The organism is Bordetella genomosp. 2 (genome assembly GCF_002261345.1).
Lineage (GTDB): Bacteria > Pseudomonadota > Gammaproteobacteria > Burkholderiales > Burkholderiaceae_B > Bordetella_A.
Genome location: NZ_NEVT01000008.1, coordinates 369,136 through 384,506, shown reverse-complemented (window position 1 = coordinate 384,506; position 15,371 = coordinate 369,136). Strand labels below are relative to the sequence as shown.

General features: G+C 67.5%; 16 protein-coding genes. 4 read left to right on the top strand and 12 right to left on the bottom strand.

Annotated elements, in window-relative coordinates:
* Positions 1-54 precede the first annotated feature (54 nt).
* Complete coding sequence (locus tag CAL24_RS20770; RefSeq protein ID WP_094807787.1) at positions 55-837, top strand: NAD(P)H-dependent oxidoreductase; 783 nt, start codon at positions 55-57, stop codon at positions 835-837.
* Between the two features lie 109 nt (positions 838-946).
* Here the strand turns inward: CAL24_RS20770 and CAL24_RS20765 are convergent, their stop codons facing one another.
* The 11 genes from CAL24_RS20765 to CAL24_RS20715 form a co-directional block, all read right to left on the bottom strand.
* Entirely contained in the window at positions 947-1,378 is a 432-nt protein-coding gene (locus CAL24_RS20765) for an SRPBCC family protein (RefSeq protein WP_094807786.1), read from the bottom strand.
* Positions 1,375-1,698 carry an ArsR/SmtB family transcription factor gene (locus CAL24_RS20760; protein WP_028352903.1) on the bottom strand — a complete coding sequence of 108 codons (324 nt, stop codon included), beginning with the start codon at positions 1,696-1,698 and terminating at the stop codon, positions 1,375-1,377. Before CAL24_RS20760 ends, CAL24_RS20765 begins: the two co-directional genes overlap by 4 nt.
* A gap of 116 nt (positions 1,699-1,814) precedes the next feature.
* A complete protein-coding gene (locus tag CAL24_RS20755; RefSeq protein WP_094807785.1) occupies positions 1,815-2,669 on the bottom strand; it encodes a nitrilase-related carbon-nitrogen hydrolase in 855 nt (284 codons plus the stop codon).
* Between the two features lie 14 nt (positions 2,670-2,683).
* Positions 2,684-3,565 (bottom strand): glycine betaine ABC transporter substrate-binding protein, encoded by an 882-nt coding sequence (locus CAL24_RS20750; RefSeq protein WP_028352901.1) that lies wholly within the window; start codon positions 3,563-3,565, stop codon positions 2,684-2,686.
* Between the two features lie 36 nt (positions 3,566-3,601).
* On the bottom strand, positions 3,602-4,315 hold the full coding sequence (locus CAL24_RS20745; RefSeq protein ID WP_028352900.1) for an ABC transporter permease: 714 nt from the start codon (positions 4,313-4,315) through the stop codon (positions 3,602-3,604).
* On the bottom strand, positions 4,312-5,316 hold the full coding sequence (locus tag CAL24_RS20740; protein ID WP_094807784.1) for an ABC transporter ATP-binding protein: 1,005 nt from the start codon (positions 5,314-5,316) through the stop codon (positions 4,312-4,314). Before CAL24_RS20740 ends, CAL24_RS20745 begins: the two co-directional genes overlap by 4 nt.
* On the bottom strand, positions 5,313-5,996 hold the full coding sequence (locus CAL24_RS20735) for an ABC transporter permease (RefSeq protein ID WP_028352898.1): 684 nt from the start codon (positions 5,994-5,996) through the stop codon (positions 5,313-5,315). The genes CAL24_RS20740 and CAL24_RS20735 overlap by 4 nt, the downstream gene beginning before the upstream one ends.
* A 163-nt stretch (positions 5,997-6,159) precedes the next feature.
* A complete protein-coding gene (locus tag CAL24_RS20730) occupies positions 6,160-7,167 on the bottom strand; it encodes a GlxA family transcriptional regulator (RefSeq protein WP_081760312.1) in 1,008 nt (335 codons plus the stop codon).
* A gap of 120 nt (positions 7,168-7,287) precedes the next feature.
* Positions 7,288-7,572, bottom strand: coding sequence for a hypothetical protein (locus CAL24_RS24245; RefSeq protein ID WP_212591748.1), 285 nt, complete (start codon positions 7,570-7,572; stop codon positions 7,288-7,290).
* A gap of 715 nt (positions 7,573-8,287) precedes the next feature.
* Entirely contained in the window at positions 8,288-9,190 is a 903-nt protein-coding gene (locus CAL24_RS20720; RefSeq protein WP_028352896.1) for an amidohydrolase family protein, read from the bottom strand.
* Between the two features lie 117 nt (positions 9,191-9,307).
* Positions 9,308-10,219: a LysR family transcriptional regulator gene (locus CAL24_RS20715; protein WP_094807783.1), complete on the bottom strand. Its 912-nt coding sequence runs from the start codon at positions 10,217-10,219 to the stop codon at positions 9,308-9,310.
* Positions 10,220-10,384: 165 nt separating this feature from the next.
* Between CAL24_RS20715 and argH the strand changes: the two genes are divergently transcribed.
* Together argH and CAL24_RS20705 are read left to right on the top strand one after the other, a co-directional pair.
* Positions 10,385-11,887 carry an argininosuccinate lyase gene (gene argH / locus CAL24_RS20710; RefSeq protein ID WP_170947134.1) on the top strand — a complete coding sequence of 501 codons (1,503 nt, stop codon included), beginning with the start codon at positions 10,385-10,387 and terminating at the stop codon, positions 11,885-11,887.
* Positions 11,888-11,930: 43 nt separating this feature from the next.
* Positions 11,931-12,899, top strand: coding sequence for a Bug family tripartite tricarboxylate transporter substrate binding protein (locus tag CAL24_RS20705; protein WP_094807782.1), 969 nt, complete (start codon positions 11,931-11,933; stop codon positions 12,897-12,899).
* A 65-nt stretch (positions 12,900-12,964) separates the two neighbouring features.
* Here the strand turns inward: CAL24_RS20705 and CAL24_RS20700 are convergent, their stop codons facing one another.
* The gene (locus tag CAL24_RS20700) at positions 12,965-13,888 is read right to left on the bottom strand and encodes a LysR family transcriptional regulator (protein WP_249278599.1); all 924 of its coding nucleotides are present in this window, start codon (positions 13,886-13,888) and stop codon (positions 12,965-12,967) included.
* Between the two features lie 123 nt (positions 13,889-14,011).
* Here CAL24_RS20700 and CAL24_RS20695 point away from each other — a divergent pair, with 123 nt between their 5' ends.
* Positions 14,012-15,370 (top strand): acyclic terpene utilization AtuA family protein, encoded by a 1,359-nt coding sequence (locus CAL24_RS20695; protein ID WP_094807781.1) that lies wholly within the window; start codon positions 14,012-14,014, stop codon positions 15,368-15,370.
* Position 15,371: the final 1 nt, after the last annotated feature.

Genomic DNA, 15,371 nt, shown 5'->3' with positions numbered 1-15,371 from the left:
CGGCGGGCTGTCTACGCTTGAGGCCTGAGTGTTTACCCCGAAGGATTCCCGATCATGAAAGTACTGCTGGTCTTTGCCCACCCCGAGCGCCGGTCGCTGAACGGTGCCCTGCGCGACGCCGCTGTCGATGAACTCGTGTCGCTCGGCCACGAAGTGCGCGTGTCCGACCTGTACGCGGACGGCTGGAAAGCCCAGATCGACCGCCTGGATTTCCCGCAACTGGACGCGGCCGAGCGCCTGCAGCCCAGCCGCGCGTCCAAGCAGGCCTACGCCGCCGATGCCCTGACCGCCGACGTCAAGGCGGAACACGAAAAACTGCGCTGGGCCGATACCCTGCTGCTGCAATTCCCGCTCTGGTGGTTCACCATGCCGGCGATCCTGAAAGGCTGGGTGGACCGCGTCTATTCGTACGGCTTTGCCTATGGCGTGGGCGAGCACAACGACACTCGTTGGGGCGACCGGTACGGCGAAGGCGTCTTCGCCGGCAAGCGCGCCATGCTGATCGTGACCACCGGCGGCTGGCAGGAACATTATTCGGCGCGCGGCATCAACGGCCCGATCGACGACCTGCTGTTCCCCATCAATCACGGCATCCTGCACTATCCCGGCTACGACGTGCTGCCGCCGTTCGTGGCCTACAAGGTCGACCGCATGGACGAGGCCGCCTTCGCCGCGACGGCGCAGGCGCTGCGCGAACGGATGCGCGCGCTGGCAACCACGCCGCCGATTCCCTACCGCAAACAGAATGGCGGCGACTATTTCATCCCCAGCATGGAGCTGCGTCCGGAACTCGGCGGGCGCGGCGCGAAGGGCTTCGCGCTGCACGTGCGCGAGTGACGCCGGCCGCGGGCCTGCGGCCGGGTCCTGGTGCGTCTTGCCGTCCGAGATCTTGACCAGCAACCCGCGCAGGCTGGCCAGCCGGCCAGGGCGCCCCGCCCCCGCCGTTTCAATCGGCCCGGGCCAGCACCTGTTCGAGCTTGTCCAGGAACTGCGGCCAGCCCGCCCGGGCGCCGCCGTAGGCCTGCTTCTGGTCCGGGCCGAAGCCGGACTGCTCGACGCGCAAGCGCGTGCCCGCGGCGGTCGGGGCCAGCGTGAAGGTCACCACGCTGCGCAGGTTGTAGGCCGGGTCTTCATTCGGGAAGTTCCAGGTGTACGACAGCGTCGCGGGCGGCTCGACCGCGAGCACTTCGCAGTCCAGGGTGCCGCCCCAATCGCCGTTCAGATGGAAGCGGTGGCCCACCACCGCCTGGAAATCGTTCTTCATCAACCATTCCGCGATCAGGTGCGGCTGCGTCAAGGCGCGCCAGATTTTTTCCGGCGGATGCGGAAATTCGCGTTCGACCACGACCGAACGCGCGGCGGTATCGGCATTGCTCATTGGTCCATCCTTTTCAAGAGGTCATCGAGGGCATCGAACCGGCGTTCCCAGAATTCAGTCATCTGGCTGGTCCAGTCCACTAGTGGGGCCAGCGCGTCCGGCCGGGCGCTGTAGTGCGTCGACCGGCCCGCGCGGCGATCCCGCACCAGGCCGGCCTGCTTCAGCACGGCCAGGTGCTTGGAAACCGCCGGCTGGGAGATCCCGGACGGCGCGGTGAGCGCGACCACCGTCTGTTCGCCGTCACGGCACAGGCGTTCGAAAATCGCCCGCCGGGTCGGGTCGGCCAAGGTGCGGAACAGGAGGTCGGGCGGTTGGGGCATGAAATTAATAACCAGAAAGTTATGAATTAACCATAAATCATGAGTTATCAATTGGTCAAGAGCAGGGGGCCCGATGCACCGGCGGGCCCGGCGCGAAGTCGCGCAATGAGGACTCTTCAGGGCGTGTCGCGCGCGCCCGGGTAGCGGGCCAGCAATTGTCCGACCAGCACCGGGTCGCTGTCGCGCGCGGTGGGCAGCCGCCGCCGGGCGGCCACGCCGTCGGCGGCGAAGATGTCGGCCATGATGAGGTCCGGCCCGCTGCCGGCGCACGCCAGCTCGCGGCCGCAGGCATCCAGGATGCGGGAGCCGCCCCAGAAATCGGCGTCGCCGCGCTGGCCGCAGTGATTGGCGAAAACGGTAGGCAATCCGTAGGTCAGCGCGGTATGCAGCAGGTTGATCTCCCAGCCGCGCGGGTTGTCGAAGCCGTCGCCGACCGCGCCGCGCGCCGACGCCGCTGGCACCAGCATGAGGTTGGCGCCGCCCAGCGCCGCCAGCCACGGCAAGGCCGGATTCCAGTGATCGGCGCAGATCAGCGTAGCCGCCTGCCAATTGTCGCCAAGCGCCTGGATGCGCAGCTGTTCTCCCTTGGCATAGACGCGGTCTTCGCGCAGCGTGCCGTAGCCGGGCAGGTAGAGCTTGCGATGCACGGCCTGCAGGCGGCCGTGCGCGAGGAAAGCCTGCGCGTTGTAGTAGCGTCCGTCGTCGCCCCGTTCGATGAAGCCGGCCGACATCGCCATGCTGCCGCCCGCCCGGGCCAACTGGCCGAAAACCGGGGCGTCGCGTCCCAGCGCCAGCGCGGCGCAATCAGGCGCCGGAAGATAATCAGTCAACGACAGTTCCGGGAACACCAGCAGGTCGACTCCCGCGTGGCGAGCCTGTTCGGCCATGCGCAGATGATTGAGCAGGTTGGCTTGCAAATCGCCCGGGATGCAGGCGATCTGCGCGACGGCGACTTTCAGGCGGGCGGCCATGGGTTGCTCCCGAGCTACCAAGATTGTGCCTTGATGAATCCGGCCGCGACCTCTTCGACGCTCTTCTTGTTGACATCGACCGCGGCGTTGAGACCGGTCATGACCGTGTCGTCGAGTTTCGCCGACAGTTTGTTCAGCGCCTGCGCCAGCTTCGGGTGCCGGTCGATGGTGGCCTGCCGCACGACCGGTGTCAGCGCATAGTTCGGGAAATGGCCTTTGTCGTCAACCAATGTGACGAAATCGAAGGCTTGCACACGACCGTCCGTCGCTAGGACCAGTCCGATGTCGATCTGTCCATCGTGCAGTGCCTGATACACCAGGCCGCTGTCCATGCGCACGATGTTGGCCCGGCCGAATTCGAATCCATAGGTGGCCTGCAGAGGCCGCAGGCCATCGGAGCGGGCATAGAATTCGGCATTGCTGCCGAACTTGAGCGGCTCGCCGCCGTCGACCTTGGCGGCCAGGTCGGACAGCGACTTGATGCCCTTTTCCTGCGCATCGGCGCGGCGCATGGCAAGCGCATAGGTATTGTTGACCTTGGACGGATTGAGCCACACCAGCCCTTTCGCGGCATCGAGCTGCTTGACCTTCTCGTAGGTGGCCTTGGCATCCAGCCGTTCCTTGATCTTGTTGAAAGTGACGAGGGATGTGCCGGTGTATTCCCAGTACACGTCGATCTGGCCGGCTTCCTGCGCCTGGCGCAGCGCCGCCGATCCCAGGCCGACCCGCTTGTCCACGGTAAAACCGTTGCCGGCCAGGTATTGCGCGGTCATCTCCGCCAGGATCTGCTGCTCCGTGAAATTCTTGCCGCCAACGACGATCGTCTGGGCCTGCGCGCACAGTGATAGCACCGCGCCGGCGACCATCGCCGCAATATGAAAGGTACGTGTGAGCATGGTATTGATCCCCTGTTGTTGATTCAGGCCGCGCAGTCAGCGCAGCGGGTTGACCCCTTTCGGGATGAGCCAGAACTGGACCTGGCCGATGAGCAAGTCGACGGCCGCGGCCAGCAGGGCGGTCGGAATGGCGCCTGCCAGGAGCATGCCGGGTTCCATGAGGTCGATCCCCGTGAAAATCAGCTCGCCCAGGCCGCCGCCGCCCACCAGGAACGCCAGTGGCGCCGTTCCCACATTGATCGCCAGCGCGGTGCGGATGCCGGCGAACATCACATACAGGGCATTCGGCAGCTCGACGCGCCAGAGGATCTGCGCGCGCGTCATGCCCATGGCTTCGGCCGCCTCGACGAGATGGGCGGGCACGGCCCGCAGGCCTTCGAAGGTGTTGACGGCGACCGGCAGCAGGGTGGCCACCCACAGCCCGAAGATCGCCGAGGGCGCGCCCAGCCCGACGAAACTCATCGCCAGCGCCAGCAGTGCAAGCTTGGGAATCGCCTGCCCGATATTCAGCAGCTGCAGTATCGGCTGCGTGAACCGGTACATGGCGGGGCGGCTCATCCAGATGCCCAGCGGAATCGCCACGACCAACGCCAGGCTGCTCGAGATCGCGACGAGCTGCATATGCTGGATAGACAGGTAGACGACGTCTTCGCGATAGGCGCCCATGGCGGTCCACACGCCTGCATGGGCCGAATACGCCACGGATATCAGCAGCGCGGCGCAAGCGAGGATTAGGCCCTTGCGCGTCATGCCTGCCTCGCGGTCGCCTGGTGTTCCGTCAGCCTGGCCAGGATGTCAGACTGCAGCACGACGCCGAGGCAGCGCCGGTCGTCATCGACGCACGCCGCCCAGGTGGTGCGGCTCGCCAACTGGGCCGACAGCACGTGCCGCAGGTCATCCGCGGGGCGCACCCGCAGAGGCACCGCGCCGATGATCCGGCCATCGCGGTCCATCTCCAGCGGCACGCCGGCCGCCCCGGCATCGCGGCGCACGATACTGTGCGCCTGCATCAGCCGCAGCCGCTTCAGGATGCGGTCGCTGCCCATGAAATCCGCGACGAAGTCCGTAGCGGGACGGGCCAGCAGGTCGTCCGGCGATCCGAATTGTTCGATCCGGCCAGCCCGGAACAGGGCGACGCAGTCGGCCATCTTGACTGCCTCGTCGATATCGTGGCTGACAAACAGCACCGTCTTGCGGACCTGCCGCTGGATGCGCATGAACTCGTCCTGGATGGCATCGCGGTTGATCGGGTCGATCGCGCCGAAGGGTTCGTCCATCAGCATGACAGGCGGGTCGGCGGCCAGCGCCCGGGCCACGCCGACGCGCTGCTGCTGGCCGCCCGACAGTTCGCGCGGATAGCGCTTCAGGAACATGGCCGGGTCGAGCGCGACGATCTCCAGCAGTTCGGCGGCGCGCCGGCGGCTTTTCTGCTTGTCCCATCCCAGCAGGTTGGGGACGACGCAGATGTTGTCTTCGACCGTCATGTTCGGGAACAGGCCGACTTGCTGGATGACATAGCCGATGGAGCGTCGCAGCGTGACCGAGTCCAGCTCGGCCGTGTCACGGCCGGCGATCCGCGCCCGGCCCGACGTGGGCTCGATCAGACGGTTGATCATTTTCAGCGTCGTCGTCTTGCCGCAGCCTGAAGAGCCGAGCAGCACGCAGACTTGGCCTTCCTCGACTTCGAACGAGACGTCCTCGACCGCCGTGATGGCGCCGTATCGCTTGCAGAGGTTCTGGATCTGGATCATGCAATGGCTTCCTTGCGGCTGGCGCGCGCCGGCTGACGCAGGCCCTCGGGCGTCAGCGCGCCTTGAAGCCAGTGCAGCAGGTAGTCCGCGGCCACCGCGATGATGCTGATGAGCAGGGCGCCGGCCAGTAGCTGGCGCGAATCGGATTGCGAAATGCCGCGGCTGATCAGGGCGCCCAATCCGCCGGCGCCGATGTAGGTGGCGATAGCCGCGATGCCGATATTGATGACCACGGCCACGCGTACACCGGCCATGATGAGCGGAACGGCGATGGGCAGTTCAACCTTCCAGAGGCGTTGCCATGACGACATGCCCATGCCGTACGCGGCTTCGCGCAGGGCCGGATCGACGTTGGAAATCGCCGTGGTGGTGTTGCGGATGATCGGCAACTGCGAATACAGGAACAGCGCGATGATCGCCGGGACCATGCCGATACCCTGCCCGATGAGCGAAAGCGGGGGAATCATCAGGCCGAACAGCGCGACCGACGGTATGGTCATCACGATCGCGGCGACGGCCAGCACTACGCGCGCGCCGCGTTCGTGCTGGGATATTGCGATTCCGATCGGCACGCCGGTAAGCACGGCGAGCCCGACGGCCACCGATACGATGCCCAGGTGCTGCAGCGTCAGCGAGCCGATCAACGGCAAGTTCTCGCCGATGAAGCGAAGCGTCTCCATTTGCGTCTCCTCCCCTCGGGTGGGGTTTGGGGGGGATGATGCTATAAGAGGCGCCCGGGGGTGAACCGATGGCCCGACAGACTATATCAAGAATCCGACATCATGCGCCGGGCGCCGGCCTGCCCAGCCCCTTGCCGCGTAGTCTGGAGCGCCGGGCGGTTGTTCAGCGATTGTCGGATTTCCGACGTTCGTCGCCGGGCGTATGGCCGTGGGCGTTGCGGTAGGCGCTGCCCAGGTGCGAAGCCGAGACGAACCCGCAGCGCAGCGCGATCGACGAGATCGATTCCGTGCTTTCCTTGAGCAGCCGGCGCGCCTCGTTCAACCGCACGGCCAGGTAAAAGCGCTGGGGCGTCATGCCGAAGTGATGGTGCCACAGGCGTTCGAGCTGTCGCAGGGACAGGTTGCAGCGCTTGGCGATATCCTCGATGGCGACTAGATGCTCAAGGTTTTCTTCCATGCAGGCGATTGCCGCGGTGATGCGGGAATCGTTCACGCCATAGCGCCATTGGATCGCCATGCGCTGGTGCTCGTGCGGGCCGCGGATGCGGCTGTGCAGGAACTGCTCGGCCACGTCGGCCGCCAGCTGGCCCCCGTAGTCGCTGGATATCTGATCGAGCATCAGGTCTATCGCCGCGGTGCCGCCGGCGCAGGTCCAGCGGGTGCGGTCGCGCACGTACAGTTCACGGCAGACTTGTATGGTAGGGAACTCTTCGGCGAACTGCCGCAGCGATTCCCAGTGCAGCGTGCATTGGTGGCCGGAAAGCAGGCCGGCACGCGCCAGCACGAAGGTGCCGGTGCTCAGGGCCCCGAGCGTGGTCCCGGTTGCGGCAAGCCTTTGCAGGAAGCGATTGACGCGCGCATCGTGCAGCTTCTCGATTCTCAGGCTGGCCACGATGAACAGGCGATCTATTGGCGGCGCATCGTCGATTGACGTGGTCTGCAGTTCGAATCCGCTGCTGGAAGATACGCCGCCTTGCTCGGGCGACAGTAGATGCCAGGTGTAGAGCTGGCGGTCGGCGAGCCGGTTGGCCGCGCGCAGGGGCTCGATGGCGGATGCGAGCGCCATCAGGGAGAACTCGGGAAAGATCAGCAGGCCGATGCGCCGTGGCGTGGCAGAGGCCGGGGCTGCGCTGTCCGCGATTCCGGTCGTCGTCGCTGACGAATTTCCCATAGTGCTCCTTTCTGCATTGCCAGTGCCGGTGGCCCGTGTCGAAGTTGGTGTATAGCAGAAAGGCGGCGCGTCCGGCCACTGCCGCGGCGGCGCCGGCGGGCGCCGCCGCGCTTGCGCGCCTCAGGCGCAGTGCGCGCGGATTCCCTGGTCGATCTGACCGATCATGTAGCGGAACACGGGATGCCCGGATGCCATCTGCTGGCCGTGCTCCATATCCTCGATCAGCAGCGGCCGGTCCTGCTTCTGGCCGGGATAGGCATGGTGCAGCCGGATCGACTCGCCCGGCATGTGCAGGGTATTGCGCGCGCCGTGAATGATCAGCGCGGGCGGGAAGCGGCCGGCGGCGGCGCCCAGCCCGGCTTCCGGGTCGAAGCCGATGCCTTCCTTGTAGGATCTCGCGCTCACGTAGGCGCAACCGGGCCAGCGTTCGACGCCTTCGGCATCCGTGTACCCCCCCCAGTTGGCGGTCGACATAAGCCTGCGTGGCGGGATCGAGCGGGTAGTAGCCGAGCCGCGTCGCCTCCGTGCCGGTATCGAACGGCGGAATGCCGTCGTCATCGGCCAACCGCATGAGCGCCGCGTGGGCGGCGGCCTTGTCGGCGCGCAGGTCCTGCAGCGCCGCGATGCGCGTGTAGTTCATCGGCACATAGAAGGGCACTTGTTCGCCGCCCGAGCGGGCCAGTTCGGCGACCGCCGCCAGGCTGGCCACCGATCCCATCGCCCAGGAAGCGACGACCGGCATGCGTCCAAAGCGCTGTTGTGTCCAGGATACCGCGGCCAGGACTTCGATCTTCTGGTCCTCGAGGTCGACATCGGTAATCGTGCGGCCGTCGCGCCGGAAGGTATTGCGCACATCCTTGTTCTTGAAGAAGCCCGCCACGTCGTACGTCATGACGCGGTAGCCATGCTCGGCCAGCGCCTTGCCGACCAATTGCCCGTACATGCTGGCGCCGCCGGTAAAGCCGGAGTTGAACACGACCGGTGGCAGTTCGGGTTGCGCGCCGCCGGAATCGGCGGGACGCAGCACGCGTCCGCGCAGTTGCAGGACGCCATCGCGGTACGGAACGGGAAAGGCAATGTCTTCTTCGATGATGTTCATCATGGTTTTGCTCGCAGTGTTTCAACGAGAGGAGGGAAAGAGGTCGGGGCACGCCCCGCGCAGCAGGGTCTCCGCGGCGAGGCCTGTCCGCCTGGCGGCGGCCTCGGCGAGCCGCGTCGAGAAATCGAGCGCGGCCAGGGCAGTGAAGCGGTCCGCATAGGCGCTGCCCCGTGCCGCGCGGCCCACGTGAGGGGCATCGCTGGCCTCCAGGAGCAATCTGCCAGGGCCGACCCGTTCGATGATGCGTGTCGCGAACGGCGCGACTACTGCCGGATCGGTCGCGGTGCGGTAGCCCGGGCCCTTGAAATAGACATTGCCGCGCCGGCGGGCTTCGTCGAGCAATTCGGCATAGGCCGGTTCGTCGGCGCCGCGCTCGGCGTGGCAGGTGCCCAGGTGGTCGATCAGCACGCGCGCGAGCGGCGGCAACTGGCGCAGGACTTTCAGGTTGGCCTGTGCATGCTGCGCATAGATGTGCACGTGCTGGTCGCCGCGCAATCGGTGGAACAGGGCTTGCCAGTCCGGCCCTGTGTAAGCATCGTCGCGAATGGCATCGGCAGGGGTATCGTGCAGGACGATGCGCACGCCCTGTACTTGCGGGTGGGCGAGGCGCTGCGCCGTGGCGTAGGCCGGGTCGGCCAGAATGGTGCCTACCAGCCGGATACCGCCGTAGCGGCCCGGATCGCGCCGCTGCAATTGCGCCAGTTCGGCGAACGACGCGAATACGTGGCTGGAATCCGGCAAGATGCTCAGGTGCACATTGTTGAGCAGTGCCATGCGCACCCCGGCGCCGATCAGCCGGTCGAGATAGCCGCCCAGCGAGTGCGGCGCGGGCAGCGCATAGGGAAGCCGGGTTCCGGCGCGTTGCAAGTCCCGCAGGGTAAAGAAATGCACGTGTGCATCGATTCGTGGCGTGGAGGTCGTCATGGCCGACAGCTCATCAGAACGACACGAAGATATACGTTTCCCTTGCTTGCTCCCTCCGACCAAAGCGACAACTCATATCAAGCAGTCGCCATGCCGATGATGGGGGCTTGCCGCCCCCTAACGGCGCGCTCGCCGCGCGTCGCCGGGCCGCGCGCCGGCGTCGATCGCTTCCTGCAGGCATTCCATGAACACGCCGGCCAGCGCCGGTTCCGCGTGCGACTGCGCGTGCAGCACATGGCTCTCGAAGAACGTGGCCGGTTCGAAGGGCAGGCTCTTGACGGTGGGCAGCTGCAGGCTGGAAACGACCAGCGGGTTGACCACGCTGACGCCCAGGCCCATGCCGACCATCGTGCAGATGGTGACCGCGTAGGGAGTTTCCAAAGTCAGGCGGCGGCGGTCCGGCACGAAGGCGGCGTCGACGATGGCGCGCGTGCCGTCGCCATGGTTGAGCGAAATGAACTCTTCACCATCGAGGTCGCGGCTGGCGATGCGGCGCTTGCGCGCCAGCCGGTGGCCGGCGGATACGATGCACACGCCTTGCTCGCGATGCCACAGGCGGGCTTGCACGCCCGGCACGTCGGAAAGATAAGACACCAGGCCAACATCGCAGAAGCGCGTGGCCGTCCACTTGGCGACGGTGGGCGAATCGCTGGTATGCACGGCGATGGGGACTTGCGGATGCCGCTGGCGGAACAGCCGGATGCCCAGCGGGATGACGCTCATCGCCAGCGAGGGCACCACGCCGATGCGCAGCGTGCCCGCGCCTTGCTGGCGGATGGCGCGCACCGCGTCGCGCAGGCTGTCCAGGCCGACGAACGAGCGCTCCACCTCGCGCAACAGGAATTCCGCCTCGGCGGTCGGTTCGATGCGGCCGGACTGCCGCGTGAACAGGCGCAGGCCGGTGGCGGCCTCGAGCTGCGCGATCACGCGGCTGACATTGGGCTGCGACGTATGCAGCTGGGCCGCGGCCACGGTCATGGAGCGCGTCAGCATGACGGCGCGGAAAGTCTCGATCTGCTTGAAGTTCATGGCGGCGGAGACGTGTGCCGGCCGGCGCGGCGGCGTGTCGGAAAGGTCATATCAAAACCGTATGAATTCTACAAAACAAATGATTTGACCGTATATGAGGCGATTTCCATACTGCCTGCAGTCGGCGCCGGCAATGGCGCGCATGAGGATGAAGGACACCGCATCATGGAATCGAAAGTCAGCCGGCGCCTGCGGCAGGCCACCGCGCCGGAAATCTGCGAATACATCTACGAGCCGCGCCTGGCGCGCGAGTTCGCCAGCGGTTTCGCGTATCTCACCCAGATCAACCAGGCCCACTTGCTGATGCTGCGCCGGGCCGGGCTGCTGGCGCCGCAAGCCGCCGCGCAACTGGCGCGCGTGCTGCGGCAGATGGAGCGGGAAGGGCCCGCCGCGGTGCCGCTGGACCCACAGCGCGAAGACGCCTACTTCAACTACGAGGCGCGCCTGATCGAGCTGGCCGGCGTCGAGGCGGGCGGCCGCCTGCACATTGCGCGCAGCCGCAACGACATCCTGGCCACCCACGACCGCCTGCGGGCCCGCGATGCCGGCCTGGCACTGATGGACGCCGTCTGCGACGCCTGGCAGCGCGCGCTCGACGGCGCCCGCGAGTACGCCGGCGTGGTCATGCCGGGCTATACGCACTTGCAGGCGGCCCAGCCCATTACCTATGGCTACTACCTGGCGGCGGTCGCCGAGACCCTGGGCCGCGACCTGGGCCGCCTGGAAGCCGCCTTGGCGGGGCTGGAGGCCTGCCCGCTGGGCGCCGGCGCCCTGGCCGGCACGGCCTTCCCGATCCAGCGCGAAGAAACCGCGCGCCTGCTCGGCTTCGCCGCCTGCACGAGCAATGCGCTGGACTCGGTCGCCTCGCGCGACTTCGCCTGGGAACTGCTGGCGGCGATGACGGTCGCGGCCGTGACCTGGAGCCGGGTGGCGCAGGACTTCTACGTCTGGTCCACGCCCGAGTTCGGCCTGATCGAGTTTCCCGACAGCGTGGCCGGCACCTCCAGCATCATGCCGCAGAAGAAGAACCCCGTGGTGCTCGAATACTTGAAGGGCAAGGCCGGGCACATGATCGGCCTGCAGGCGGCGGCGCTCAGCAGCGTGAAAGAGTCCAACTTCACGCATACCGGCCACGGCAATCGCGAGAGCATGCGCAGCTTCTGGGAGGCGGCGCAGGAATGCGAGCGGGGCGCCCGGCTGTTCGGCCTGGTGCTGGGCGCCGCGCGGCCGCTGCGCGCGCACATGGAGGCGCGGGCGCGGCAGGATTTTTCCATGGCCACCGACTTGGCCGATGCGCTGGTCCGCCAGGCCGATGTGTCGTTCCGGCAGGCCCACCATATCGTCGGCGCGGTGGTGCGCCAGGCGCTGGACCAGGGCCTGCCGGCCGACGCGATCACGGCGCAGATGATCGATGCCGCCGGCCGCGAGCAACTCGGCCGGCCGATGGGCCTGGACCCGCGGACCGTGGCGCGCTGCCTCGATCCGGTGGCCGGCGTGGCGGCCCGGGCGGTGCCGGGCGGGCCGGCGCCGGAGCGGGTCGCGGCGCGGGCGCGCGAGCAGGACGACGCGCTGCGGGCGGCGCGCCAACGGCTGGCGGCGCGCCGCGCGGCCCTGGCGCAAGCCGCCCAATCCCGCGAGCAGGCATTGGAGGCCCTGGCCGCCGGCTGAAGGCGGCCGTTCAACGACGCAACATCAAACAAGGGGAATCATCATGAAAGCCATCATCCGCATGTTGTCGATTGCCGTGCTGTCTGTCGCCGCCGCCGGCGCGCAGGCAGGCGCGTACCCGGACCGTCCCATCCGCCTGGTCGTGCCGTTCCCGCCGGGCGGCACCACCGACCTGCTCGGCCGCGTATTCGCGGAGCGCCTGGCCGATAGCCTGGGACGGCAGGTAGTGGTCGAGAACCGGCCGGGCGCGGGCGGCGTCATCGGCTCGGACGTGGTGGCCAAGGCGCCGGCCGACGGCTACACCCTGCTGTTCGGCACGGTCGGCACCCAATCCATCAACGGCTCGCTGTACAAGCAGCTGCCCTTCGATATCGACAAGGACTTCACGCCCCTGGGCCTGTTCGCCGGCGTGCCCAACATCCTGGTGGTGAACCCGGCCGTGCCGGCCCGCAATGTGCAGGAACTGATCGCCTACGCGCGGCAGAATCCGGGCCAGCTCAACATGGGGTCGGCCGGCAACGGCACCACCAACCACCTGTCGGGCGAACTGTTCAAGTCGATGGCGCAGGTCGACATCATGCACGTGCCCTACAAGGGCAGCGGCCCGGCCATGGCCGACCTGCTGTCCAACCAGCTGCAGCTGATGTTCGACAACTTCCCCGGGGCCCTGCCGTACGTGAAGGCCGGCAAGTTGCGCGCCCTGGCCGTCACCAGCCAGACCCGCGCCCCGCAGCTGCCCGACGTGCCCACCATGGACGAAGCCGGCGTCAAGGGCTATGTGGCCGACGTCTGGTTCGGCGTGGTGGGTCCGCGCGGCATGCCGCAGGACATCGTCGACCGCCTGTCGGCCGAGATGATGCGCATGGGCAAGGACGCGGCACTGCAGGCCAGGCTGGTGCAGTTGGGCGCCGCGTCGCTATCGGGCACGCCCGAGGAGTTCGCCGGCCGCATCCGCGCGGATGCCGAGAAGTGGGCCGTGTTGGTGCGCGCCTCGGGGGCCACGGTCGATTGAGCCGCGCGGGATTCTGGAGGATGCCTGGCTGCCGTCGACGCGGCAGGATGACTGTTGTCGGAGAGCTATTGTGCCTCGGCAATCTTTCCGCTGACCTTTTGCAGTACTCCTACGAACCTTAGCGCCGCGGCCGACAGCGAGCGCCGTTTTCTTATCAGGATGCCGATCTCGCGGGTGGCGACCGGCGCATGCAGGGCCACGCTGCGCAGGCGCGTGGTGTCCATCAGGCGCAGCGCCAGTTGCGGCACGGCCGCCACGCCCACCCCGGCGGCCACCATGGCCCCTACCACCGAAATGTTGTCGGCCACATAGTTCGCGTCCGCGGCGCGGCCCGAGGCGGCCAGTATCCTGTCCGTCACCACCCGGATGCTGCTGGCCGGCCCGCTGGCCACGAACGGCCGGCTCGCGAATACGCTCCAGTCCACCTTTTTCCTGCGCGCCAGCGGGTCGTCGATGGGGCAGATCAGGACGAACTTTTCCTTCAGCAGCGGCGCGAACTCCACGTCGGCGGGCTGGCCGGCGATCTCGATGGAAATGCCCAGGTCCGCCTTGCCTTCCGCCACGGCCTGGGTCACCTGGCGCGCCGAAGCCGCCTGGATCACCAGGCGGATGTGCGGGTGCGATTGCCGCAGCGCCTGCGCGACCGGGGGCAGCACGGCGGCCGCCACCGACGGCAGGGCCCAGATGTTGACGCTGCCGCGCCGGCCGGCGATGAATTCGGACAGGTCGCTGAGCGAATCGCGGAACTCGGACAGCATGCGCTGGGCGATCGGCACCAGTTCCGCGCCGGCATCGGTAAGCGCCACGCCGTGCTTGTCGCGGTCGAACAGCCGGGCATTGAGCTTCTGCTCGGCCGCCTGGATGCGCCGGCTGAGGGCCGGCTGCGAGACGTGCGCCTGCTCGGCCGCCATGCGGAAATTGCGCGCCTCCGCCACCAGCAGCACGGCTTCCAGTTCTGAGATAGTGAGGGTCAGCCGCGGGCTTGCCATGGTAATGCACAAAAGTTATCACCGAGATATAAATATATCATTTTGAACATTAGGCATCCTTGCGCATACTGCCTGCAAGCGCTGCGCCGCCAGTGGGGCGGGCGCGGCCGTACGGAGACAAGCATGAACGAGCCGCACAGGCGCCTGCGCGTCGGGGTCGGGGCCGGCATGGCCGACGACCGCATCGGCCCGGCGCTGCAGTTGCTGGAACAGTGCGACCTGGATTACCTGGTCTGCGAATGCCTGGCCGAGCGCACCATCGCCAGGGAAACCCTGTCGCGCCGCCACGATGGCGCGCGCGGCTACAACCCGATGCTGGAAGAACGCATGCGCGCCTTCCTGCCGCTGTGCCGGCGCAAGGGGGTGCGGCTGGTGTCCAACATGGGCGCGGCCAATCCCGTCGGCGCCGCGCAGGCGGCCCTGGCGATCGGCCGGGAGCAGGGCTGGCGCGACCTGCAATGCGCGGCGGTGGTGGGCGACGACGTGATCGACCGCGTGCGCACGCATCCGGAACTGCAGTTGATGGACCGCGGCCTGCCGCTGGAGCACATCCTGCCCCGGCTGGCCTCGGCCAATGCCTACCTGGGCGCCGACGTCGTGCGCGACGCCCTGGCCACCGGCGCCCACGTGGTGATGACCGGCCGCGTGGCCGACCCCTCGCTGTTCCTGGGCGTGGCGCTGCACCACCACCAATGGGCCTATGACGACCTGCCGAGCGTGGCGGCCGGCACGATCATGGGTCACTTGCTGGAATGCTCGGCCCAGGTCACCGGCGGCTATTTCGCCGACCCGGGCAAGAAAGACGTGCCGCGCCTGGCCGAGCTGCCTTACCCCTATGCCGACCTGTACCCCGACGGCGAACTGTTCATCGGCAAGCCGGACGGCTCCGGCGGCCGGCTGGACCGCATGACCTGCACCGAGCAGGCGCTGTACGAGATCCATGATCCCGACGCCTACATCACGCCGGATTGCGTGCTGAGCCTGGACGGCCTGCACTTCGAGGCGCTGTCGCCGGACCGCGTGGCCGTGCGGGGCATCCATGCCCGGCCACGCACCGACAGCTACAAAGTGGTGGTGGGCTACTTCGACGGCTGGATCGGCACCGGCGAAGTGGCCTACGCCGGCGTCAACGCGGTGGCGCGCGCGCAGCTGGCGGCCGAGACGGTGAAAGAGCGCTTCCGGCTCGATGGCGGCGTCGCCGGCGAAATCCAGGTCGACCTGATCGGCGTCACCAGCCTGCACGGCAGCCATCCGGCGGCGCTGGCCGGCCAACCCTATGAAGTGCGGCTGCGCGTGGCGGCGCGCTGCCCCGACAAGAAGAGCGCCCACCTGCTGGGCGATCATGTGCGGCAGCTGAACATGCAGGGGCCTTACGGCGCGGGCGGCCCGGTCAACCTGGGCGCCAAGGAAATCATCGCCGTGGACGCGGTGCTGATCCCGCGCAACTGGGTCGTCCCGCAAGTGATCATGGCGAGGGCATAGC